We start from the raw sequence: 23,033 nt of genomic DNA, 5'->3' as shown, positions 1-23,033 counted from the left end.
TCAGCGAGGTGGCATTATAGAGATTGCGATCACATTGGCAAGCCCTTTTTCTCGTTTTTTTTGATTTTTTTATCGTTCGGATAAATTTGCATCAAAAGCGGTCAAAAGAGCACGTTATTTCTACAGTTCTCTGAATTTATCTGCGAAAAGAGCCACTTTTTCCCAATTGGTGTACTCCACCTCTTTGGTCGTATCAGTTTCGCCACCCGTCATCGACATAATGAACCTAATCATAGTTCTGTCGAACCAGCTGTAACGTGGGTAATAAAGTGCACCAGCAAAAACACCTATTAGCGTTGGTTTCCAAGGCGACTTAATTAGGAACTTGTGAATGTAGGCACTACCTTCAGGTGTATCCTTTCCTTGGTCCTCTTTACGAGCGGTTAGGTTTACGCAGAAAAATGCCACTTTATTTTGCTCCAATTGATTGAGGTTTCGCTCAATAAACTGGTATAGCTTTTTATTAAGATGGCCATAGCGAATAGAGGCGCCTATCAATACTCTGTCGTATTGGCTGAAGTCAATCGTCTCGACATTATGTAAATCCACCAGCTCACAATCGAAGTCTGGAAGTTGTTCATCTATATAGTGGAGAATTTTTTTAGTCTGCCCTTCGCGGGAAGAGTATAGAAATAATGCTTTTGCCACGATTTCCCCTTAGCTACGCCAAAACGTCGGCGTAAGTAGAATAAGTAAGGTAAAGATTTCCAAACGACCAAACAGCATAGAAACTATCAATACCCATTTTGCTTTGTCGTTAACATCACCAAAGTGCAGCGCTACTTCTCCCAAGCCAGGACCGAGGTTGTTCAGAGTCGCAGCCACCGCCGAGAACGCACTGAGCTCATCCATTCCTGTTGCAATCAACCCCAACATACAAACCACAAATACCAATGCGTATGCGGAGAAGAAACCCCAAACCGCATCGACAACACGTTGCGGTAGGGCACTGCCACCTACTTTGATGGTGTAAACCGCGCGTGGATGGACTAAACGTTTTAGTTCACGCGCACCTTGTAAGGTAAGAAGCAGGATACGGATCACTTTCATGCCGCCGCCTGTTGAACCAGCACAACCACCTATAAAGGAAGAGAACAATAACAGCACAGGTAAGAAGAGCGGCCAATCCGCAAAACCTGTTGTCGTAAAGCCCGCTGTTGTGGATATTGATACAGTTTGGAACAGAGCCTGATCGAAAGCATCGTATGTCGATGTGTAAGAGTGATGTTTCAGTAATAATAGAAAGCAAATGATAAATAGCAGCACTTGAATAAACAAGAAGGCGCGAAACTCAGGATCTTTCCAGTAATACTTGGGATGTACGCCACCTGATGCAAATGCAGCAAAGTGCAGTGTGTAATTACATGCAGATATAAGCAGAAAAACCACCGTAATCAGGTTAATCGCGTAACTATCAAAGTATCCGATGCTGGCATCGTGGGTAGAGAAGCCACCAATGGCAATGGTGGAAAAGCTGTGACTGATGGCATCAAATGGCGTCATACCAGCTAACCAAAAAGCCGAAGCACAGGCGATAGTCAGGCTCAAATAGATGTACCAAAGCGCCTTAGCAGTTTCTGCTATGCGCGGCGTCACTTTAGTATCCTTGACTGGACCTGGGATCTCGGCGCGGTAAAGCTGCATACCACCGATGCCAAGTACTGGCAAAATCGCCACCGCTAATACGATGATTCCCATACCGCCGAACCACTGCAGTAACTGTCGATAGAATAGAATCGCTTTAGGTAACTCATCCAAACCAACAATAACGGTCGCCCCGGTCGTCGTGAGAGCAGAAAACGATTCAAAAAACGCATCTGTCACTGAGACGTTCGGATTGTCAGCAATGAGAAAGGGGATCGAGCCTGCACTGCCAAGTACTGTCCAGAATAAGACGACAATAAGAAAGCCATCTCGAGCTTTAAGCTCGTGCTTATACCTGCGGTTTGGGTACCAACAAACGGCCCCACAAAACAGCAGAACAAAAAATGTCGTGACAAAAGGCACACCAGCACCATCTCGATAGATCAGCGCAACGAGTGCTGGCGCAAGCATAGTGACACTGAAGAGTGCGAGCAGTAGCCCGACGATTCGAATAATTGAACGAAATTGCATGGATAAATTGACTAGCGAAGCTGTCCCTGTTGCTTCCTGTTTTTCATTATTGTCCGTCTAGCGGAGTGACAATTGCCTTTGCCCCGCTTTTATTGATGATTGCTTGGGTAAACGCGCTCACTTCTCGAAGCTCAATTTCCACCACTAATACGACCTGATCGCTGTATTCAGCCTCGACTTCTATCGCACCAAATTGCGGCATGATTGATTGTGCGATAGGCATAAACCCATAGTCTAACGTTAGTCTGAGCTTTGTGGTTATTTTTTTCTCAATAGTTTGAAGCAGCTTGAGCGCTTGTTGAACCCCACCCCCATACGCTTTAACCAAGCCGCCTGTACCTAACTTGATTCCACCAGAGTATCGCGTGACCACAGCCGTGATCTCCCCCACCCCAGATCCAGACAGCTGCGCCAGGATTGGTTTGCCTGCCGTCCCTGAAGGTTCTCCATCATCACTAAAGCCCCACTTCATCGAATCTTCTGGTCGACCAGCAACAAAGCCCCAACAGTTATGTCTAGCATCAGCGTGTTTAGCTTTGATTTGATCAACAAATGCTTTTGCAGCTTCGATACTTGGCGTGTGTGCCAAATAAGTAATGAAGACGCTCTTTTTAATTTCTTCTTCAAATTGAGCGGGCTCTGCTGGAATCAGATAAGGCTTGTCATTCATAGGATTATGGATTCATGTCTATTTGCCTGAAGTCTATCACGAGTGTGATTTACCCGTCGCATAAGATCTGCCACAGCGCACAATGTTAAACACTTGTTTAAAAAATGTATTGAAATTAAACAATCCACGATCCAAACTAACCTTACTGGTCAAACCAGAACAAAAATAAAACGACTTCCTCGATACCTATTTGCCGAGGTACACGGCGTCGTTGAAATAGGTATACAGACAATCCACGATTGTATGTCATGGAGATAGACAATGATTTACCAAGCCGAAACCCTACAGGTAAAGGAAATACAAGATGGTATTGCAGAGCTAAGCTTCTGCTCTCCAAAATCCGTCAACAAACTCGACCTAGCGACATTAGAATCGCTAGATAAAGCTCTTGATGCGCTCATTGCCCATCAAGGCCTCAAGGGGTTGTTGCTCACTTCAGATAAAGACGCATTCATTGTAGGCGCAGACATTACCGAGTTTTTAGGTCTGTTTGCTAAAACGGATGCCGAGCTCGACCAATGGCTGCAATTTGCTAATAGCATCTTTAACAAATTAGAAGACTTACCCGTTCCGACCATCTCAGTGATCAAAGGCCACGCTCTTGGTGGCGGTTGTGAATGTGTGCTAGCAACAGACATGCGTATTGGTGACAAAACCACCAGCATCGGCCTACCAGAAACGAAACTGGGAATCATGCCTGGCTTTGGTGGTTGTGTACGCTTACCTCGCGTTATTGGCGCAGACAGCGCAATGGAAATCATCACCCAAGGTAAAGCATGCCGAGCTGATGAAGCATTGAAAATTGGCTTACTCGATGCAGTTGTAGAGACTGATGCTTTATACGAATCAGCACTACAAACTCTTGACTCTGCAATTAACGAGAAACTTGACTGGCAAGCACGCCGAGCACAGAAAACATCTCCGCTAACGCTGAGTAAGCTTGAATCAATGATGAGCTTCACCATGGCGAAGGGTCTGGTGGCACAAAAAGCAGGCCCTCACTACCCTGCCCCAATGACAGCCGTTATCACGATTGAAGAAGGTGCTCGCTTTGCACGTAATGAAGCGTTAGACATTGAACGTAAGCACTTCGTGAAATTGGCTAAATCGGAAGAAGCAAAATCACTCGTTGGCCTATTCCTTAATGATCAATACATCAAAGGCATTGCGAAAAAAGCAGCGAAGTCAGCAAGTAAAGACACGCAACGTGCAGCCGTGTTAGGTGCAGGTATCATGGGTGGCGGCATTGCTTACCAATCAGCGCTAAAAGGTGTGCCTGTCTTAATGAAAGACATCGCGCAAGCGTCGCTCGACCTAGGCATGACTGAAGCATCTAAGCTGCTGAATAAACGCTTATCTCGCGGTCGCATTGATGGCTTTAAGATGGCGGGTATTTTAGCGTCAATCACACCGAGCCTACATTACGCAGGTATTGAAAACTCTGATGTGATTGTTGAAGCTGTCGTTGAAAACCCGAAAGTAAAAGCAGCAGTTTTAAGTGAAGTTGAATCCCATGTCGGTGACGACACCGTTATCACCTCAAACACCTCGACGATTCCTATCAACCTATTGGCAAAATCACTAAAACGCCCAGAAAACTTCTGTGGTATGCACTTCTTCAACCCAGTGCATCGTATGCCTCTTGTTGAGATCATCCGTGGTGAGCACACCTCTGATGAAACCATCAACCGTGTTGTGGCGTATGCTGCGAAAATGGGCAAATCACCAATTGTCGTTAATGACTGCCCAGGGTTCTTCGTTAACCGCGTATTGTTCCCATACTTTGGCGGTTTCAGCATGCTACTTCGTGATGGTGCTGACTTTACGAAAATCGACAAAGTCATGGAGCGTAAGTTTGGCTGGCCGATGGGACCGGCGTACTTGCTTGACGTAGTCGGCATTGATACCGCGCACCACGCACAAGCTGTGATGGCTGACGGTTTCCCTGAGCGTATGGGTAAACAAGGTCGTGATGCGATTGATGCACTGTTCGAAGCAGACAAATATGGTCAGAAAAATGGTAATGGCTTCTACAGCTACACCATAGATAAAAAAGGTAAGCCGAAGAAAACCTTCTCCGAAGCGATCTTACCGGTACTTGCTGACGTTTGTGCCGATAAGCAGGACTTTGACGATCAGACCATCATTCAACGTATGATGATTCCAATGATTAACGAAGTGGTGCTGTGCCTACAAGAAGGCATCATCGCGACTCCGCAGGAAGCAGATATGGCATTGGTTTATGGTCTTGGTTTCCCTCCATTCCGCGGTGGCGTATTCCGCTATCTAGACAGCGTGGGTATTGCTGAATACGTTGAAATGGCAAAACAACACGCCGAGCTAGGTGCGATGTACCAAGTACCGCAAATGCTGATTGATATGGCGGCGAAAGGTGAAAGCTTTTACGGTGCACAACAGCAAGGTTCTATCTAAGGAGGGATTCTAAAATGACTAATCAAACAAGAAATGTTGTCGTAGTCGATTGTCTACGTACTCCAATGGGTCGCTCTAAAGGTGGTGCTTTCCGTCATACACGAGCAGAAGATCTATCTGCGCGCCTAATGAAAGGCATTCTTGCGCGTAACCCACAAGTGAACCCAAGCGAGATTGAAGACATCTACTGGGGCTGTGTACAGCAAACACTAGAGCAAGGCTTTAACGTTGCACGTAATGCGGCGCTGCTTGCTGGTCTGCCGATTGAAATTGGCGCCGTGACGGTGAACCGCTTGTGTGGCTCATCAATGCAAGCGCTTCACGACGGTACACGTGCCATCATGACTGGCGATGCTGAAATCTGCCTAATTGGTGGTGTTGAGCACATGGGGCATGTGCCAATGAACCACGGTGTAGACTTTCACCCAGGTATGTCAAAGAACGTAGCAAAAGCTGCGGGCATGATGGGCTTAACGGCTGAAATGCTTGGTAAATTACATGGTATTAGCCGTGAGCAACAAGACGAGTTTGCCGCTCGCTCTCACGCTCGTGCGCACGCAGCAACCGTAGAGGGTCGTTTTAAAAACGAAATTCTACCAATTGAAGGCCACGCAGCAGACGGCACACTGTTCACTCTGGATTACGACGAAGTGATTCGCCCTGAAACATCCGTTGAAGGTCTATCTCAACTTCGCCCAGTGTTCGACCCTGCAAACGGTACAGTAACAGCCGGTACATCATCGGCTCTGTCCGATGGTGCATCAGCGATGTTGATCATGAGTGAAGAGAAAGCTAATGAACTTGGCTTGAAGATTCGTGCACGTATTAAAGGCATGGCCATTGCGGGCTGCGATCCTTCTATTATGGGTTACGGTCCTGTACCTGCGACGAAAAAAGCGCTCAAGCGTGCCGGTCTTTCAATTGAAGACATGGATGTGGTTGAGCTAAACGAAGCATTTGCCGCGCAGTCTCTGCCGTGTGCTAAAGACTTAGGCCTGCTTGATGTTATGGATGAGAAGGTCAACCTTAACGGTGGTGCGATAGCATTGGGTCATCCACTAGGCTGTTCTGGTTCACGTATCTCAACAACGTTGATCAACCTAATGGAAGCGAAAGACGCGAAATACGGTCTGGCCACCATGTGTATCGGTTTGGGTCAGGGCATTGCGACAGTATTTGAACGACCATAACAGTTCAAGACGTTGTTGTAGTGATCGAGCCAACAATCATAAGCAAATGAACTAGTACTAAAATTTTTAGTATTACACTTAAGGGCGACAATTGATGTCGCCCTTTGTTTTACATCAAACATGCATGAAGAGCATACATTAAATGCTCAAGTTTCATTTTATTCATAGACAAAGAAGACATACACTTAGACCAGTTAATATCTTGCTGCATGTGACCCAGAGTCATGCTACCGCACAATCGGAGAACCTTATGTTTAATGCTCTAGTTCTAAATCAAGAAGACAAACGTACTATCGCTAACATCGAGCAAATCGATGAAACACAACTGCCTGAAGGCGACGTTCTGATTGACGTTGATTACTCATCGTTAAACTACAAAGACGGTCTTGCGATCACAGGTAAAGGTAAAATCATCCGTAACTTCCCGATGGTGCCAGGTATTGACCTAGCAGGTACGGTAGTAAGCTCAGAAGACGACCGCTACCAAGCTGGTGACAAAGTTGTCCTTACTGGCTGGGGCGTGGGTGAAAACCACTGGGGTGGTATGTCTCAGCGTGCTCGTCTAAAAGCGGATTGGCTAGTACCACTACCAAAAGGTCTAGACAGCAAGAAAGCAATGATGGTTGGTACTGCTGGCTTCACTGGTATGCTGTGTGTTCAAGCACTGCTTGATGCATGCATCAAACCTGAAAATGGCGAAATCCTAGTAACTGGCGCAAGTGGCGGTGTAGGCTCAGTCGCAGTAACGCTTCTAGCACAGCTTGGCTACAAAGTTGCTGCAGTGACAGGTCGTGTAGAGAAAAACGGCCCGCTACTTGAAAAACTAGGTGCTAGCCGCATCATCGACCGTACTGAATTTGAAGAACCAGCACGTCCGCTTGAAAAACAAGTATGGGCAGGTGCGGTTGATACTGTAGGCAGCAAAGTACTAGCAAAAGTATTGGCGCAAATGGATTACAACAGTGCAGTTGCAGCTTGTGGTCTTGCAGGTGGTTTTGATCTACCAACCACAGTGATGCCGTTCATCCTACGTAATGTTCGCCTACAAGGTGTGGACTCAGTAATGTGCCCAACAAAGAAACGTATCGCTGCATGGGAAAAGCTGGTCGAGCTACTACCAGACAGCTACTTCGAGCAAGCGTGTACTGAAGTTGCTCTTGCTGAAGCACCGAAATATGCAGAAGACATCACCAACGGTCAAGTAACGGGTCGTGTGGTTATCAAGCTATAAACACTGACTCAGTGTAAACAGACGAAGAGCCGGCATTGCTGGCTCTTTTTTGTTAGCAGTTCAGTCCCATATCTTCGATACGTTTAGCTATCAGACGGCTACACTCTTCACGCACAATCGTTCTTAACCATTCTTGAGCGGGAGAATGCTCGCAACGCGCATGCCAAATCATCGAGTATTCAAACGGCGTGAATTGGAATGGTAACGGTTTCACCACCAAGTCATAACGCTCGGCAACCAGATACGCCAAGTCCGCTGGCACTGTGATGATAATTGGCAAGGTATCCATGATCGCCAATGCGGCTTCTAAATGATAAGCCCGCAGAACCATTTTACGCTTAGGTTTCTCCATCAAAGCTTGTTCGATCAGTGCCTTAACACCATCACTGATGGCGATCATGGCATGTGGATGACTCAGATAATCATCCAAGCTCATTTCTTTATTCGCTAATGGATGCTGTTTTGAAAGCATACACAGCACCCCCACTCGCCCCAACACTTCACTGCGTAGAGGCTCCACCGGGCCTGTCGGGCGACAAATCGCTAAGTCTGCACCTTCATAAGTGAGCTGATCTGATAAACGGTCGTGTTGCAGTGGTAAGAAGTTGAAAGACACATTTGGTGCTTCTTGGTAAATTCTCGGCAAAGCGAACGGTAATATCGTTTGCATGGCATAATCGGTGGTCACGATGTTGAAAGTCTGTACGCATTGCAATGGGTCAAACTCAACCGGAGATAACAACTGACGTAAAGACTCTAATGGCTCGCCCAATGAGCGATCGATCTCTAACGCTTTCTGAGTTGGGATCAAATGCTGTCCCTGACGAGTAAACAGCGGGTCTCCCAATAAGTCGCGTAGACGACCAAGCACACGACTCATTGCCGATTGACTCAAGTTCAGACGTGTTGCCGCCTTACTGACACTGTTTTCTTCTATCAGTACTCGCAACGCAACCAGTAAATTTAAATCTCGGCGATAGATATCTTCCAGTTCCACGAATTAGCCACTTATTTTGTATGTGTTTGGGTAAATTGTACTCTTTAGGCAAAAAAAATCCCGCCTTTCAGCGGGGAAGCCCAAGAAAAATGGGGATAGTGTCGGAATGAAGTGTCGGTAAAAAATAGGTGAGCGTTATTAAAAGCATTCTGATCCAAGCAAGAAGCGCTAATTTTCTTGCTCAGATGCGCCAGACCATCTGCGCATCTCGATCCAAATCCCAATAATAGTGGCAACCATGCCTACGAGAGGCGTCAAAGAGGTGTCAGCTGGCGTCCTAAGTACCAATGCACAGAACGAGATAAAACACAGCACTGAGTAAATCGTAAGTCTGTCTAACGCTGTTAACATTGCCTCTCCCTTGCCAGTTGTTACCAAATTGTTAATTTAAGGTAAAACAAAAAATTCGGTTTGCCAAGTGGTTATTGAATATTTTTTCAACGAAAGTAAAATTCAACGCTCAGTTAGTTACGAGAATCACACTATGAGCTTTAATCCTGAACTGGCAAACAAGACATTAGAGGCGCAAGGACTGCGCTGCCCAGAGCCAGTGATGATGGTCAGGAAGACAATTCGCAACATGCAAGATGGTGAGATTTTGCTGGTCAAAGCAGACGATCCATCCACGACTCGAGACATTCCGAGTTTCTGCCGCTTTATGGACCACCAATTAGTTGCGGCACAAACGGAGCAAGTTCCGTATCAGTACCTGATCAAGAAAGGATTGGAATAATCTGGTCGAACTAAAAACGGCAGCCAATATTGGCTGCCGTTTGTTTATTCGTCGTATTCGAGTGTGCGAACTTCTGATTGGAGCTTGTTAAGTTGTTTCTTCATTGCCCGCATCTCTTCATGCATAGGAATGATGTGAGCGACACGAATCCACGCTTCTACTGTCAATCCAGTAAGGACGAACGATCCTGCTACAATCGGTAACCACATATCAGTTAGCACCATCGCTAGTAAACACAGCGCTAAACCAAAAGTGAATAAATAACTCTGACTCTTCGGGGACATCCCCATGTAACGTGTAAGCATAAACTTGCCCTCTCGCTATCATTCACACCATTAAACTACCATGACAAGTATGACACTTATATGTCATCCGTCACGCAACGGAACGATTTAGAGTCAGAGTTTGAACTCGCGCAGCACGCCACTAATGATTGATAACTCACATCATTTCACGTGCAAAAAATCAGAACAGTGCAGCCCCTATTGCCAGAGCAATAAACAAAAATGCGGTGATTTTACGGATCAGCCCTAAAGGCATCTTGTCGGCCGACAATTTACCAATCAGGACCACAGGTACATTCGCCAGCAGCATACCGATTGTGGTACCGATAATCACCAAACTTAACGCATCCGCGTATTGCGCCCCTAAGATGGAAGTGGCGATCTGAGTTTTATCGCCTATCTCCGCAACGAAGAACGCGATAAAGCTGGCAATAAATGGGCCTCGATTAGAAATCTGCTCGTCATCATCCAGTTTGTCCGGGATCAGAACCCAAGCCGCCATCGCGACAAAACTGACCACCAGCACCCACTTTAAAATCTCAGGTGATAGATAGTCTGCGACAACCACACCTAACCATGCAGCCAAAGCGTGGTTGGCAATAGTTGCCAAAAAGATTGCTGCAATAATTGGGATTGGTTTTCGGTAACGACTTGCGAGTAATAGAGATAGCAATTGGGTCTTATCGCCAATTTCTGCTAACGCTACAGTAGTAATTGAAATAGCTAAAACGCTCACGACATGCTCATTGGGGCAGGGATTATTATTTTTAACCGAAGACAAACCTCACGCCCCTACCCCGGTTCGTGATGATTTGTCTAAGGTCTTGCTAAACTTGAAAGGCTTCAAGTCTCGAACGCCATGGTGATTTTGCACCAATTATGTTGACGGACGAACCAGATGAAACAGAAACTTCATCAGGTAAGCTACTCCCCAAAGACAGGCGCAATTCTAGCCACCTTTGTTGCGCTTCTCAAGAGCCAAAGCAGGCAAAAACTCCCTTTTAGGAAAAATACAGCAGATAACGCGGTAAAAATTCATTAAAGGAGAAAATCGCCCACGAATTAATCAAGATTAGCTCTACTCCCATGCTCAATATCTGGTTATACTAGATTGTTAATTTATTCAACCGTAATTACTCTTTATCGCCGTTGTTAGAGTTGAAAAACTCGGCATAGATGACGAATTAACGAGTAACAAGAGAATCGCGCGAACCTGACTTATGCAAAAATACGATATCAAAACCTTCCAGGGAATGATCCTCGCGCTGCAGGATTATTGGGCTCAAAATGGTTGTACCATTGTTCAACCGCTAGATATGGAAGTGGGTGCGGGTACCTCTCACCCAATGACCTGTCTACGAGCGCTTGGCCCAGAGCCAATGTCGACAGCTTACGTACAACCTTCACGTCGTCCTACTGATGGCCGTTACGGTGAAAACCCTAACCGTCTTCAGCACTACTACCAATTCCAAGTAGCGCTAAAACCATCGCCTGACAATATTCAAGAGTTGTACCTTGGCTCCCTTGAAGTTCTTGGTATTGACCCTCTTGTACACGACATCCGTTTCGTAGAAGACAACTGGGAAAACCCAACACTAGGCGCATGGGGTCTGGGCTGGGAAGTTTGGCTAAACGGCATGGAAGTGACCCAGTTTACTTACTTCCAGCAAGTTGGTGGTCTTGAGTGTAAACCAGTAACTGGTGAAATCACTTACGGTATCGAACGTCTAGCAATGTACATCCAAGAAGTAGACTCTGTTTACGACCTAGTTTGGAACATCGCACCAGACGGCAGCAAAGTGACTTACGGTGATATCTTCCACCAAAACGAAGTAGAGCAATCAACTTACAACTTCGAGCACGCAGACGTTGAATTCCTATTTGGTTTCTTCGAACAGTGTGAAAAAGAGTGTAAAGAACTACTTGAGCTTGAAAAGCCACTGCCACTGCCTGCTTACGAACGCATTCTAAAAGCTGGCCACGCATTCAACCTACTAGATGCGCGTAAAGCGATCTCAGTAACTGAACGCCAACGTTACATCCTACGCATCCGCAACCTGACGAAAGCAGTTGCAGAAGCATACTACGCATCGCGTGAAGCTCTAGGCTTCCCAATGTGTAAGAAAGAACAAGCGTAAGGGGTAGAGTAACATGGCAAAAGAATTTCTAATCGAGCTAGGTACAGAAGAGCTACCACCAACGCAACTTCGCACTCTAGCTGAAGCATTCGCAGCAAACTTCGAAGCAGAACTAAAAGGCGCTGAGCTTGCTCACGAGGGCGTGAAATGGTTCGCGGCACCTCGTCGTCTTGCACTTAAAGTCGCAGCACTAGCAGACAGCCAGTCTGACAAAGTTGTTGAAAAGCGTGGCCCTGCGGTTTCTGCAGCGTTTGACGCGGAAGGCAACCCAACAAAAGCAGCTCAAGGCTGGGCACGCGGTTGTGGCATCACGGTTGACCAAGCAGAACGCATGGTTACAGACAAAGGTGAATGGCTACTGTTCAAACAAGAAGTGAAAGGTCAGCCAACGTCTGAGATCGTAGTTGAACTTGCAGCGAAAGCACTAGCAAACCTACCTATCGCAAAACCAATGCGCTGGGGTAACAAAACGACTCAATTTATCCGTCCAGTTAAGACGCTAACCATGCTAATGGGCAGCGATCTAATCGAAGGCGAGATCCTTGGTGTCGCTTCAGACCGCACTATCCGTGGTCACCGCTTCATGGGTGAGCAAGAGTTCACTATCGATTCTGCTGAACAATACCCTGCGATCCTAGAAGAGCGCGGTAAAGTAATGGCAGATTACGAAGCGCGTAAAGCAATCATCCTCGCTGACGCACAAAAAGCGGCAGCAGCGGTTGGCGGTATCGCTGACCTAGAAGATGACCTAGTAGAAGAAGTAACGTCTCTGGTTGAATGGCCAGTGGTACTAACAGCGAAGTTTGAAGAAGAGTTCCTAAAAGTGCCTTCTGAAGCGTTGGTATACACCATGAAAGGTGATCAAAAATACTTCCCTGTTTACGATGAAAACAAGAAGCTACTACCTAACTTCATCTTCGTATCGAACATCGAATCAAAAGAGCCTCGTTACGTAATCGAAGGTAACGAGAAAGTAGTTCGCCCTCGTCTTGCTGACGCAGAGTTCTTCTTCAACACAGACCGTAAGCGTCCGCTTATCGACCGTCTGCCAGAACTAGAACAAGCGATCTTCCAAAAGCAACTGGGTACGATCAAAGACAAAACAGACCGCATCACTGAACTTGCTGGCTACATTGCTGAGCAAATCGGTGCTGACGTTGAGAAATCAAAGCGTGCTGGTCTACTAGCAAAATGTGACCTAATGACCTCAATGGTATTCGAATTCACGGATACTCAAGGTGTTATGGGTATGCACTATGCTCGCCACGACGGTGAAGCAGAAGAAGTTGCAGTCGCACTGAACGAGCAATACATGCCTCGTTTCGCAGGTGATGAACTGCCATCTAACGGTGTTTCAACTGCAGTTGCAATGGCAGACAAGCTAGACACTATCGTAGGTATCTTCGGTATTGGTCAAGCGCCTAAAGGCAGCGACCCATTCGCACTACGCCGCGCATCTCTAGGTGTACTACGTATCATCGTTGAATACGGCTACAACCTAGATCTTGTTGACCTAGTAGCGAAAGCGAAGTCACTGTTTGGCGATCGCCTAACCAACGACAACGTTGAGCAAGACGTTATCGAGTTCATGCTTGGTCGTTTCCGTGCTTGGTACCAAGACGAAGGCTTCAGCGTAGACATCATTCAAGCAGTTCTAGCGCGTCGCCCGACGAAACCAGCAGACTTCGACCAACGAGTTAAAGCGGTTTCTCACTTCCGTGAACTAGAAGCAGCAGAGTCTCTAGCAGCAGCGAACAAACGTGTAGGTAATATCCTAGCGAAATTCGACGGCGAACTAGCAGCAGACATCGACCTAGCACTTCTACAAGAAGACGCAGAGAAAGCACTAGCAGAAAGCGTTGAAGTAATGACTGAAGCGCTAGAGCCAGCATTTGCTACAGGTAACTACCAAGAAGCCCTAAGCAAGCTAGCTGACCTACGTGAACCAGTTGATGCGTTCTTTGATAACGTAATGGTAATGGCAGACGACGAAGCACTTAAGAAGAACCGTCTGACACTACTGAACAACCTGCGTAACCTGTTCCTACAGATCGCAGACATTTCTTTGCTTCAAAAGTAATTCATTACTCTTCGAAGTGATTAAGAAATAAGTAAAAGGGAAGCAGATGCTTCCCTTTTTTGTTGCCTTCAAACCGATGAAGGTGACGCTTATTATTCATTTTGTGAACAAGACTAAAATTTGTAGGGTGAGACGCGTTTAACTTGTTGGTATAGAGCTCGGATTGTAGAGGCACAGTTTTGCTATAACTGGACTGTTTATTCGGGGGAAGGACACAATGAAAAAAACAATTCTCGCACTCTCTATTGGTCTACTGAGCGCCTGCAGCCAGATTTCAGAAAATGCCATCGTATTAAGCGTTGGTGATGATACCGCTGTTTTTGAGGAAAACTCACAGGGCTTACTTGTCGCCGAGCAAAAACTCGAAAAAGGCAGCTACACCTTTACCATTGCCGACAGTAATCAAAGCTGTGGCAGTAGCTTTGCCCTAGCAGAAGAAGATCGCATCAAGTTCAATCGTCCATTAAAAATGGATAACTGCGCCACTGATGCACAAATGCCGCTGCGCATCTTCAAAGCCAATACCTATCAATTTACGCTCAATCCAACCACCAACGAGCTGACGGTAAAAATCAAACCAAAACAGACTCAGGACATCACCTACTCTTGCCCTGTCGCAACTGACACGCCAAAAACCATCAATGTTGCTCAAACCTTTAATGATGGCACTGTCGTTCGTGACGCCTTAACCGGACAAGAAGCCACAGTCGCCAATGGCAGCGTCACCATGCAGCCGGGTCCTATGAGCCAAGGTCTATTGCTGCTAGAAGAAGTCGATCAGCAAGCCGACAAACCGTTCAGCTGGGATAACGCAACAGTGTACTTCGTCATGACTGACCGCTTCTACAATGGCAACCCTGACAACGACAACAGCTACGGTCGCAGTAAAGACGGAAAATATGAGATTGGTACCTTCCACGGTGGTGACTTAGCGGGTCTAACGAAAAAACTCGATTACATCGAATCACTTGGTGTGAATGCTATCTGGATAACCTCACCACTGGAACAAATCCACGGCTGGGTTGGCGGCGGCGATAAAGGCGACTTTAAGCACTACGGCTACCACGGCTACTATCACCAAGATTGGACCAAGCTTGATGCCAACATGGGTACCGAAGATGAACTCAGAACCTTCGTCGATACCGCCCACAAGAAAGGTATCCGCGTGATTTGGGATGTAGTCATGAACCACACAGGTTATGCGACATTAGCAGACATGCAGGAATTCGGCTTTGGTCAGCTTTACCTTGATGACCAAGAAGCCAAACAAGTCCTTGGTGAAAAATGGACCGACTGGCAGCCAAAATTAGGACAAAGCTGGCACAGCTTCAACGACTACATCAAATACGGTGATAGCGAAGCGTGGGATAAATGGTGGGGCAAAGATTGGATCCGCACCGACATTGGTGACTACGATGCTCCGGGCTACAACGATATCACCATGTCTTTGAACTACCTACCGGATCTCAAAACCGAATCGACTAAGAAAACCGGATTACCAAACTTCTTCCGCAATAAAGACACCAATGCGCAAGATGAGCTGCAAACCCCACGTGAACACCTGATTACCTGGTTATCCGATTGGGTACGTGACTACGGCATTGACGGCTTCCGTGTCGACACGGCCAAACACGTTGAAATGGAAGCGTGGGCAGAGTTGAAAGCCAGCACCACTCAAGCGCTTGCCCAGTGGAAGCAAAACAATCCAGACAAAGCACTAGATGACCTGCCATTTTGGATGACAGGTGAAGTGTGGGCACACAGCGTAGTGAAGAGCCCGTATTTCGATAACGGCTTCGATTCCATCATCAACTTCGAGTTCCAATCTGATGTGGCACCAAAAGCGCTGAAGTGTTTCGCTCAACTTGATAATGATTACCGCCGCTATGCAGAGCGCATCAATACCGATCCTGAGTTCAATGTGTTGAGCTACCTGTCTTCACACGATACACAACTGTTTTGGTCAGCTCGCAGCCGCAGCTTTGATGACCAAGCACGTGCGGCAAATGCTCTGATGCTGGCTCCGGGTGCAGTACAGATCTATTACGGTGATGAGATAGCTCGTGATTTTGGCATTACTGGTTCAGACGCCCACCAAGGCACACGCTCAGATATGCCATGGGATAAGATTCATGGCGAGCGTGAAGATCTGCTGCAACATTGGCAAAAATTGGGTGAATTCCGTAAACGCCACCCAGCGGTTGCTCAAGGTAAGCACATCACTCGCAATCAAGAAGGTTACTACGCGTTCGAACGCCAATACCAAGACGACAAGGTACTGATTGTTTACACCGGTGAGTAAATCACACTCTCTCCACCAGCAAGGGAAGCATAAGCTTCCCTTTTTTATTGTTCTTTTTGCCATTTAGTCTCGTCCCTCTGGTCTGATGACGCACTTTTTTCTTTTTCGGCTTAATTCACACTTTGCGTTAATTACACATTGAGGTAAGGTCAAGGATTACTCGATAAGCCGATAAAACATCGGCATAAACATACACAAAGCAATCACAATGAATTAGGTATAAGTCAGCATGCAGTTCTCAAAGTTTGGTGAAAAATTTAATCAGTATTCAGGTATTACGCAGTTAATGGACGATTTGAATGATGGTCTGCGCACACCAGGTGCCATCATGCTCGGTGGAGGTAATCCTGCCGCCATTCCTGCCATGCTCGATTACTTTCACCAAGCCAGTGAGGAAATGCTCGCCAGTGGGGAGCTCGTCGCCGCCCTCGCCAACTACGATGGCCCGCAGGGTAAAGACGCGTTCGTCAAAGCGCTAGCTCAGTTATTCCGTGAAACTTACGGCTGGGATATTTCCGAAAAGAACATCAGCCTAACTAACGGCAGCCAAAGTGGCTTCTTCTACTTGTTCAACTTGTTGGCAGGTAAACAGCCAGATGGTTCGCATAAGAAAGTGCTACTACCTATCGCACCTGAGTACATCGGTTATGGTGATGCAGGCATTGATGAAGATATCTTTATCTCTTACCACCCAGAAATCGAGCTGTTAGATAACGGTCTGTTTAAATACCACGTCGATTTTGAGCAACTAACCGTCGACGACTCTGTTGCGGCAATCTGCGCGTCTCGTCCAACCAACCCAACGGGTAATGTACTGACAGACGAAGAAGTACGTAAACTGGACAAGCTAGCATGTGAGAACAACATCCCGCTGATCATCGATAACGCCTACGGTCTACCTTTCCCGAACATCATCTTTGAAGATGTCGAACCGTTCTGGAATGAAAACACCATCCTATGCATGAGCCTATCTAAACTTGGCTTGCCAGGTGTGCGTTGTGGCATTGTGATTGCGAGTGAAGAAATCACTCAAGCGTTAACCAATATGAACGGCATCATCAGCCTAGCGCCGGGCAGTGTTGGTCCAGCGCTGGCAAACCATATAATTGGCAAAGGCGATCTGCTTAAACTGAGTTCAGAGGTGATTAAGCCGTTCTACAAGCAAAAATCACAACGTGCGGTTGAACTGCTCCAACAAGCAATTACCGATGAGCGATTCCGCATCCACAAGCCGGAAGGCGCTATCTTCTTGTGGTTATGGTTTGATGAACTGCCAATCACAACAATGGAACTGTACCAACGCTTGAAAGCGCGTGGCGTATTGATTGTCCCTGGTGAATATTTCTTTATTGGTCAGCAAGACGAGTGGGATCACGCGCACCAATGCCTGCGTATGAACTACGTTCAAGATGATGAAATGATGCAAAAAGGCATTGCGATTATCGCTGAAGAAGTGGAAAAGGCTTACCGCGAAGGTAAATAGATGGATTGAACTCAGCCGTTCTTCTCTTTGAAATTACGGCTTTAAAATAGCGGATTTGAAAACCCCAAACTAAAAAGAGCGCCCATATGGCGCTCTTTCTCATTCTATAACTGGGTGGTTAACTGATTAGTTGTTCTCAATCAGGTTGTTACCACCGATAGCAATCTTACGTGGTTGCATGGCTTCAGGGATTTCACGAACTAAATCGATATGAAGTAGACCGTTTTCCATTGATGCACCCACGACTTTTACGTAATCCGCTAGCTGGAATTTACGTTCAAAATCACGTTCTGCAATACCTTGGTAAACGTAGTTTTTGCCTTCTTCGGCTTTACGTTCGCCCTTCACAATCAACATGTTTTCGTTTTGAGTCAGATCGAGCTGTTCTTCAGCAAAGCCAGCAACGGCCATAGTAATACGGTAGTTGTGCTCGTCTTTTTGCTCAATGTTGTATGGAGGGTAACCGCCAGAAGTATTTTTCGCTGTATTCGCTTCCATCAGGTTTAGCAGACGATCAAAGCCAATTGCATTACGGTATAGTGGTGAGAAATCTACATTACGCATAAATCTATCCTCTTAATTAAGCAATAGTCTTAGTTCAGATGAGTTTCATCCTACTGGCGTGTTTATGCAAAAACCAACGCCGAACTAAGAGATTCTTATCATTCCACTGGCCTTGGTTTGGCTCGGAGACATGATATTGAATCTAAAGGTTTAAGTTGTGTGCTAAAACGCCATATCCTCTTCTGAGCGATCTCGTTTTAGCGATTTCAGAGGGCTGGTCTTCTAGTCTCTAGCAAGCCAGTCACCCTCTTCACAACTAGATATAAGGTCGTCAAAAATGACTTTCAAGGGAAAAAATAAAAAATTTTTAAAGCATCCACTATCCCCTTGAACAGCTTAGTTCCTCATCACTTCACGATCAGTGATAAAAAGCCCACCGTTCTGGAGGGCTCAATCTACACTTTACTTGCGGGAGGATTTACGCGCTTTTACAACGCCCTTTTCTGCCGCCTTTTCCTGCTTTAGTTTGCGCTTTTCTTTTAGACTCAACTGCGGTTGTTTCTTTTCTTTCTTACTCATGACTTCACCTCTATTTATTGGCACAACAGACAACCACACAGCATTTTCTGAGCTGGTGGCTGCGAGTGATGAACAATTTCAGTAATCACAAAGCAGCGTCGCTGATTAAAAATTTCCACTTCGAGCGCATCATTTTTAGCTCGACCTAACAGTCGAGATCCCAAATAAGAATCGACCGCGAGCATACCTGTCATCGGCTGCCCCTTGCGCGAGCTGACTAACGTCATGCGATATTGATAGGCGCGTTCAACATCCACTAAGCGAACCGTGTCCCCAACCGCAATACGAGTTCGGTTACGGCAATGGGCTTGTTGCTCGCAGGTTTCAAATAGCGATAACAACCTTAGTGGTGATTGATAGGTTAAAAAGCGACTGGTTAACCACCAAGTTCGCAGCGCCAAGCAGTACGCTGAGAACCAGCGTTCAAACATGATTATTTCCTTCTTAATGCCTTGTCTTACAAATAAATTCAGTGCATTGAACCGGAAGTGCATCACTTCCGGCTTAGTTCAGGAAAGTCATCACCATTTTCTTAGTCTCCTTAATCATCAGCTCTTCAGCACTATAGCGAGCAGAAAAAAGAAAGCAAAAGCGCTCAAGCGAACAAAATGGCGAGAAAAAAAGAAAACAGATATAAAATGGCAGGCTTGATCGGGTTGTTGGCAGTTAGTACCAGAAAAACATCCGCTTTAGCAGAAAGTGGCGATTTTAGCTGGTGGTACAACAAAAAAAGCAGCGATTTCTCGCTGCTTTTTACGATCACGAACAGTGTCGTTATACGTCTAGGTTCGCTACTTTCAGTGCGTTCTCTTCGATGAAGTTACGACGAGGTTCTACTTGGTCACCCATTAGCGTAGTGAACAGTTGATCTGCACCTACCGCATCTTCAATCGTTACCTGCATCATACGACGAGTTTCTGGGTCCATGGTGGTTTCCCAAAGTTGGTCTGGGTTCATCTCACCTAGACCTTTGTAGCGCTGACGGCTTAAGCCACGCATTGACTCTTTCACTAACCAGTCAAGCGCTTCTGCAAAGTTTGCCACTGGCATAGTACGCTCACCACGTTTGATGTACGCGCCTTCTTCCAGAAGTCCATCAAGTGCTTCTGATAGATCAGCCAACTTGCCGTACTCTTTCGAGTTTAGGAAGTCGATGCTAATTGCATGTTCGTGCGTCACGCCGTGAGTACGAACCACAATCTTAGGCAAGTTTAAGCCTAGCTCTTCGTGCTGCTCAACTTCGTAGCTGTACTGGCTTGCCCCCACTTCTTTCGCATTCAGCTGTTCAATAAGCTGCTTCGTCCAAGCTTCCACAACTGATGCGTCATGGCATTGCTCTGGCGTTAGGCGAGGAGTGTAAATCAACTCGTTTACCAAAGCACTTGGGTAGCGACGGCTCATACGTTCCGCCAGTTTAATACCCGCATTGTACTGTTGAACAAGCTTCTCTAGTGCTTCACCAGCCAGTGCAGGTGCTTCTGCGTTTACGTGTAGCGATGCATTATCCAGAGCTAATGATACTTGGTATTGGTTCATCGCTTCTTCATCTTTGATGTACTGCTCTTGTTTGCCTTTTTTCACTTTGTATAGTGGTGGCTGAGCGATGTACACGTAACCACGCTCGATAAGCTCTGGCATTTGACGGTAGAAGAAGGTCAACAGTAGCGTACGGATGTGCGAACCATCGACATCGGCATCGGTCATGATGATGATGTTGTGGTAACGAAGCTTGTCCGGGTTGTACTCGTCACGACCGATACCACAACCTAGTGCGGTGATCAGTGTTGCTACTTCTTGAGAAGATAGCATCTTGTCGAAACGTGCTTTTTCTACGTTAAGAATCTTACCTTTTAGCGGTAGGATTGCTTGGTTCTTACGGTTACGGCCTTGTTTTGCGGAGCCGCCTGCCGAATCACCCTCCACTATGTATAGTTCAGAGAGTGCCGGATCTTTTTCCTGACAGTCTGCAAGTTTACCTGGAAGGCCAGCTAGGTCTAGCGCACCTTTACGGCGCGTCATTTCACGAGCTTTACGCGCTGCTTCACGAGCACGTGCTGCATCGATGATTTTCGAACAAACCATCTTCGCTTCTGTCGGGTTCTCAATCAGGAACTCAGACAGTTTTTCACCCATTGCAGACTCAACAGCTGATTTCACTTCAGAAGAAACCAGTTTGTCTTTTGTTTGGCTTGAGAACTTAGGATCAGGCACTTTCACCGAAACAACCGCAGTTAGACCTTCACGCGCATCGTCGCCTGAAGTCGCTGTTTTCGCTTTCTTCGAGAAACCTTCTTTATCCATAAAGCTGTTCAATGTACGTGTTAGCGCAGCACGGAAACCAGCAAGGTGAGTACCACCATCACGCTGTGGGATATTGTTGGTAAAGCAGAAGATGTTCTCTTGGAAACCATCGTTCCATTGCATCGCCACTTCAACTGAAATGCCGTCTTCACGCTCAGAGTTAAAGTGGAAGATTTTTTCGATGATTGGCGTTTTGTTGGTGTTTAGGTGATCAACGAACGCTTGAATACCACCTTCATACATGAAGTGATCATGTTTGTCCGCTTCACGTTCATCAACCAATTTGATCGACACACCAGAGTTCAGGAATGACAGTTCACGCAGGCGCTTCGCCAGAATGTCATAGTGGAACTCTGTGTTAGAGAACGTCTCGGCACTTGGCCAGAAACGAATTTGTGTACCGGTTTTATCCGTATCACCCACAACGGCTAGTGGCGCTTGAGGCTCACCATGGCGGTAGGTTTGCGTATGGATATGGCCACCACGATGAATCGTTAGCTCAACTTTCTCTGATAGTGCGTTTACTACTGAAACACCTACCCCGTGAAGACCACCCGATACTTTGTATGAGTTATCGTCGAACTTACCACCCGCGTGAAGAACCGTCATGATTACTTCTGCTGCAGAGACATTTTCCTCTGAGTGGATTTCTGTTGGAATGCCACGACCATCATCGCTAACGGAAACCGAGTTATCCTCATGAATTGTCACAACGATGTCTTTACAGTGACCTGCCAACGCTTCATCAATTGAGTTATCCACCACCTCGAAAACCATGTGGTGAAGGCCGGTGCCGTCGTCCGTATCGCCGATGTACATTCCTGGACGCTTACGTACCGCATCCAGACCCTTCAGTACCTTAATACTCGATGAATCGTAATTTTCAGACATGAGTTTCTCTCTTCTAGTTTGACTCTATCCTGCCATGTTCCACATGAAACAATTTACCGTTATCGTCCAACATATCGGCGATTTGGCTTTCAGTGATAGAGCTTACAAATACTTGTGCGCCCGTCTCTTTTAAGCAGTCAGCAAGACGCTTGCGACGTTGGCTATCTAATTCCGACGCGAAGTCATCAATTAGGTAAATGCATTGTTTACCGGCCATCTCTGTCAGGTGTTGCCCTTGCGCTACACGCAATGCACACACCATGAGTTTTAATTGACCGCGTGACAGAACATCTTCAACGGGCGTTCCGTTCACTTTAATGCGCAAATCAGCTTTGTTTGGGCCACTAAAGGTGTATCCCAATGCCTGATCACGCTCAAAATTCTTTTCTAGTATCTCGTGGTATGGAGTGTCTTTATCCCAGCCACGATAATACTTCAATTGGATCTCAAATTCTGGCAAAAATGTCTGACAGATAGTTTCTGCGACGGTTTTCATCTGCTCGATGTAACTTGCTCGCCATTGGCTGATGTTTTCAGCCAACCCTGCCATTTCCTGATCCCAATAACTGAGCTCACGATAACTATTGGCGGTTTTCAACAACGCGTTGCGCTGCTTGTTCAGGCGCTTGAACCTTCCCCATGCTTGATAAAAAGCGGGCTCGGTATGAAACACGCCCCAATCAATAAACGCACGACGATGTTTAGGGCCATCTGTCAGTAAATCAAACCCTTCTGGGTGTATCAACTGCAGAGGCAGAACTTGTGCCAACTGCGCTAATTTTTGTCCAGATTGACCGCCTATTTTAACCTCTGTTGAGCCATCACGCTGCTTATTAATGCCGATAGGTAGCTCAAATTGATCCGAGTTCAAAAAACGACCATGAACAAACAGTTCGTCACACTCATTTTGTATCACTCGTCCGGTGAGAGAGCTCTTGAATGAGCGGCCATGCCCGAGCAGATAAACCGCTTCTAAGACACTGGTTTTACCGCTGCCGTTCGGCCCGATAAGAAAGTTAAAGCCTGCTGATAACTCAATATCACAGGCTTTAATGTTTCGAAACTGCTGAATGATGAGACGAGAAAGAGGCATTCAGTTGGC

Annotated in this window: 19 protein-coding genes; 8 read left to right on the top strand and 11 right to left on the bottom strand. The window is 46.4% G+C overall.

Features of this window, described 5'->3' with window-relative positions:
* Positions 1-120: 120 nt before the first annotated feature.
* From hemG to R7040_RS18995, 3 genes are read right to left on the bottom strand one after another with little or no spacing between them, the layout of a single operon-like run.
* Positions 121-648 (bottom strand): menaquinone-dependent protoporphyrinogen IX dehydrogenase, encoded by a 528-nt coding sequence (gene hemG, locus R7040_RS19005; protein WP_054577148.1) that lies wholly within the window; start codon positions 646-648, stop codon positions 121-123.
* Positions 649-657: 9 nt separating this feature from the next.
* Positions 658-2,115 carry a TrkH family potassium uptake protein gene (locus R7040_RS19000; protein WP_005378893.1) on the bottom strand — a complete coding sequence of 486 codons (1,458 nt, stop codon included), beginning with the start codon at positions 2,113-2,115 and terminating at the stop codon, positions 658-660.
* A gap of 46 nt (positions 2,116-2,161) precedes the next feature.
* Entirely contained in the window at positions 2,162-2,785 is a 624-nt protein-coding gene (locus R7040_RS18995; RefSeq protein WP_005378891.1) for a YigZ family protein, read from the bottom strand.
* 261 nt (positions 2,786-3,046) lie between these two features.
* On the opposite strand from R7040_RS18995, the gene fadB reads away from it, so the two are divergent.
* From fadB to R7040_RS18980, 3 genes are all read left to right on the top strand, one after another.
* Positions 3,047-5,218, top strand: a complete 2,172-nt coding sequence (gene fadB / locus R7040_RS18990; RefSeq protein WP_064353498.1) for a fatty acid oxidation complex subunit alpha FadB — start codon at positions 3,047-3,049, stop codon at positions 5,216-5,218.
* Between the two features lie 14 nt (positions 5,219-5,232).
* On the top strand, positions 5,233-6,408 hold the full coding sequence (gene fadA, locus R7040_RS18985; protein ID WP_006743176.1) for an acetyl-CoA C-acyltransferase FadA: 1,176 nt from the start codon (positions 5,233-5,235) through the stop codon (positions 6,406-6,408).
* A gap of 250 nt (positions 6,409-6,658) precedes the next feature.
* Entirely contained in the window at positions 6,659-7,639 is a 981-nt protein-coding gene (locus R7040_RS18980; protein WP_225466711.1) for an MDR family oxidoreductase, read from the top strand.
* A gap of 52 nt (positions 7,640-7,691) precedes the next feature.
* Here R7040_RS18980 and R7040_RS18975 read toward each other — a convergent pair whose 3' ends face one another.
* Both R7040_RS18975 and R7040_RS18970 read right to left on the bottom strand, forming a co-directional pair.
* The gene (locus R7040_RS18975) at positions 7,692-8,636 is read right to left on the bottom strand and encodes a LysR family transcriptional regulator (protein WP_017821924.1); all 945 of its coding nucleotides are present in this window, start codon (positions 8,634-8,636) and stop codon (positions 7,692-7,694) included.
* Positions 8,637-8,804: 168 nt separating this feature from the next.
* Complete coding sequence (locus tag R7040_RS18970; RefSeq protein ID WP_005378880.1) at positions 8,805-8,987, bottom strand: hypothetical protein; 183 nt, start codon at positions 8,985-8,987, stop codon at positions 8,805-8,807.
* Between the two features lie 133 nt (positions 8,988-9,120).
* Here R7040_RS18970 and tusA point away from each other — a divergent pair, with 133 nt between their 5' ends.
* Positions 9,121-9,369 carry a sulfurtransferase TusA gene (gene tusA / locus R7040_RS18965; RefSeq protein WP_033906598.1) on the top strand — a complete coding sequence of 83 codons (249 nt, stop codon included), beginning with the start codon at positions 9,121-9,123 and terminating at the stop codon, positions 9,367-9,369.
* Between the two features lie 44 nt (positions 9,370-9,413).
* Here the strand turns inward: tusA and R7040_RS18960 are convergent, their stop codons facing one another.
* Positions 9,414-9,674: a hypothetical protein gene (locus R7040_RS18960; RefSeq protein ID WP_005378878.1), complete on the bottom strand. Its 261-nt coding sequence runs from the start codon at positions 9,672-9,674 to the stop codon at positions 9,414-9,416.
* A 160-nt stretch (positions 9,675-9,834) separates the two neighbouring features.
* Positions 9,835-10,389 carry a TMEM165/GDT1 family protein gene (locus R7040_RS18955; RefSeq protein WP_005378877.1) on the bottom strand — a complete coding sequence of 185 codons (555 nt, stop codon included), beginning with the start codon at positions 10,387-10,389 and terminating at the stop codon, positions 9,835-9,837.
* Positions 10,390-10,873: 484 nt separating this feature from the next.
* Here R7040_RS18955 and glyQ point away from each other — a divergent pair, with 484 nt between their 5' ends.
* From glyQ to R7040_RS18935, 4 genes are all read left to right on the top strand, one after another.
* Positions 10,874-11,791 (top strand): glycine--tRNA ligase subunit alpha, encoded by a 918-nt coding sequence (gene glyQ / locus R7040_RS18950; RefSeq protein ID WP_005383818.1) that lies wholly within the window; start codon positions 10,874-10,876, stop codon positions 11,789-11,791.
* A gap of 13 nt (positions 11,792-11,804) precedes the next feature.
* Positions 11,805-13,871, top strand: coding sequence for a glycine--tRNA ligase subunit beta (gene glyS / locus R7040_RS18945; RefSeq protein ID WP_005378875.1), 2,067 nt, complete (start codon positions 11,805-11,807; stop codon positions 13,869-13,871).
* Positions 13,872-14,088: 217 nt separating this feature from the next.
* Positions 14,089-16,173, top strand: coding sequence for an alpha-amylase (locus tag R7040_RS18940; protein WP_318096930.1), 2,085 nt, complete (start codon positions 14,089-14,091; stop codon positions 16,171-16,173).
* Between the two features lie 229 nt (positions 16,174-16,402).
* Positions 16,403-17,656, top strand: a complete 1,254-nt coding sequence (locus R7040_RS18935) for a valine--pyruvate transaminase (protein WP_064353494.1) — start codon at positions 16,403-16,405, stop codon at positions 17,654-17,656.
* Positions 17,657-17,782: 126 nt separating this feature from the next.
* Here the strand turns inward: R7040_RS18935 and R7040_RS18930 are convergent, their stop codons facing one another.
* From R7040_RS18930 to recF, 4 genes are all read right to left on the bottom strand, one after another.
* Entirely contained in the window at positions 17,783-18,220 is a 438-nt protein-coding gene (locus tag R7040_RS18930; RefSeq protein WP_005378857.1) for an Hsp20 family protein, read from the bottom strand.
* Positions 18,221-18,753: 533 nt separating this feature from the next.
* Entirely contained in the window at positions 18,754-19,170 is a 417-nt protein-coding gene (locus R7040_RS18925) for a GreA/GreB family elongation factor (RefSeq protein WP_054579440.1), read from the bottom strand.
* Positions 19,171-19,513: 343 nt separating this feature from the next.
* The gene (gyrB, locus tag R7040_RS18920; protein ID WP_005378841.1) at positions 19,514-21,931 is read right to left on the bottom strand and encodes a DNA topoisomerase (ATP-hydrolyzing) subunit B; all 2,418 of its coding nucleotides are present in this window, start codon (positions 21,929-21,931) and stop codon (positions 19,514-19,516) included.
* 13 nt (positions 21,932-21,944) lie between these two features.
* Entirely contained in the window at positions 21,945-23,024 is a 1,080-nt protein-coding gene (gene recF, locus R7040_RS18915) for a DNA replication/repair protein RecF (RefSeq protein WP_005378839.1), read from the bottom strand.
* Positions 23,025-23,033 lie beyond the last annotated feature (9 nt).

The organism is Vibrio sp. 1069, assembly GCF_033340555.1.
Note: the sequence above shows the minus strand (reverse complement) of the source record. Positions and strands in the feature narration are given on the sequence as shown.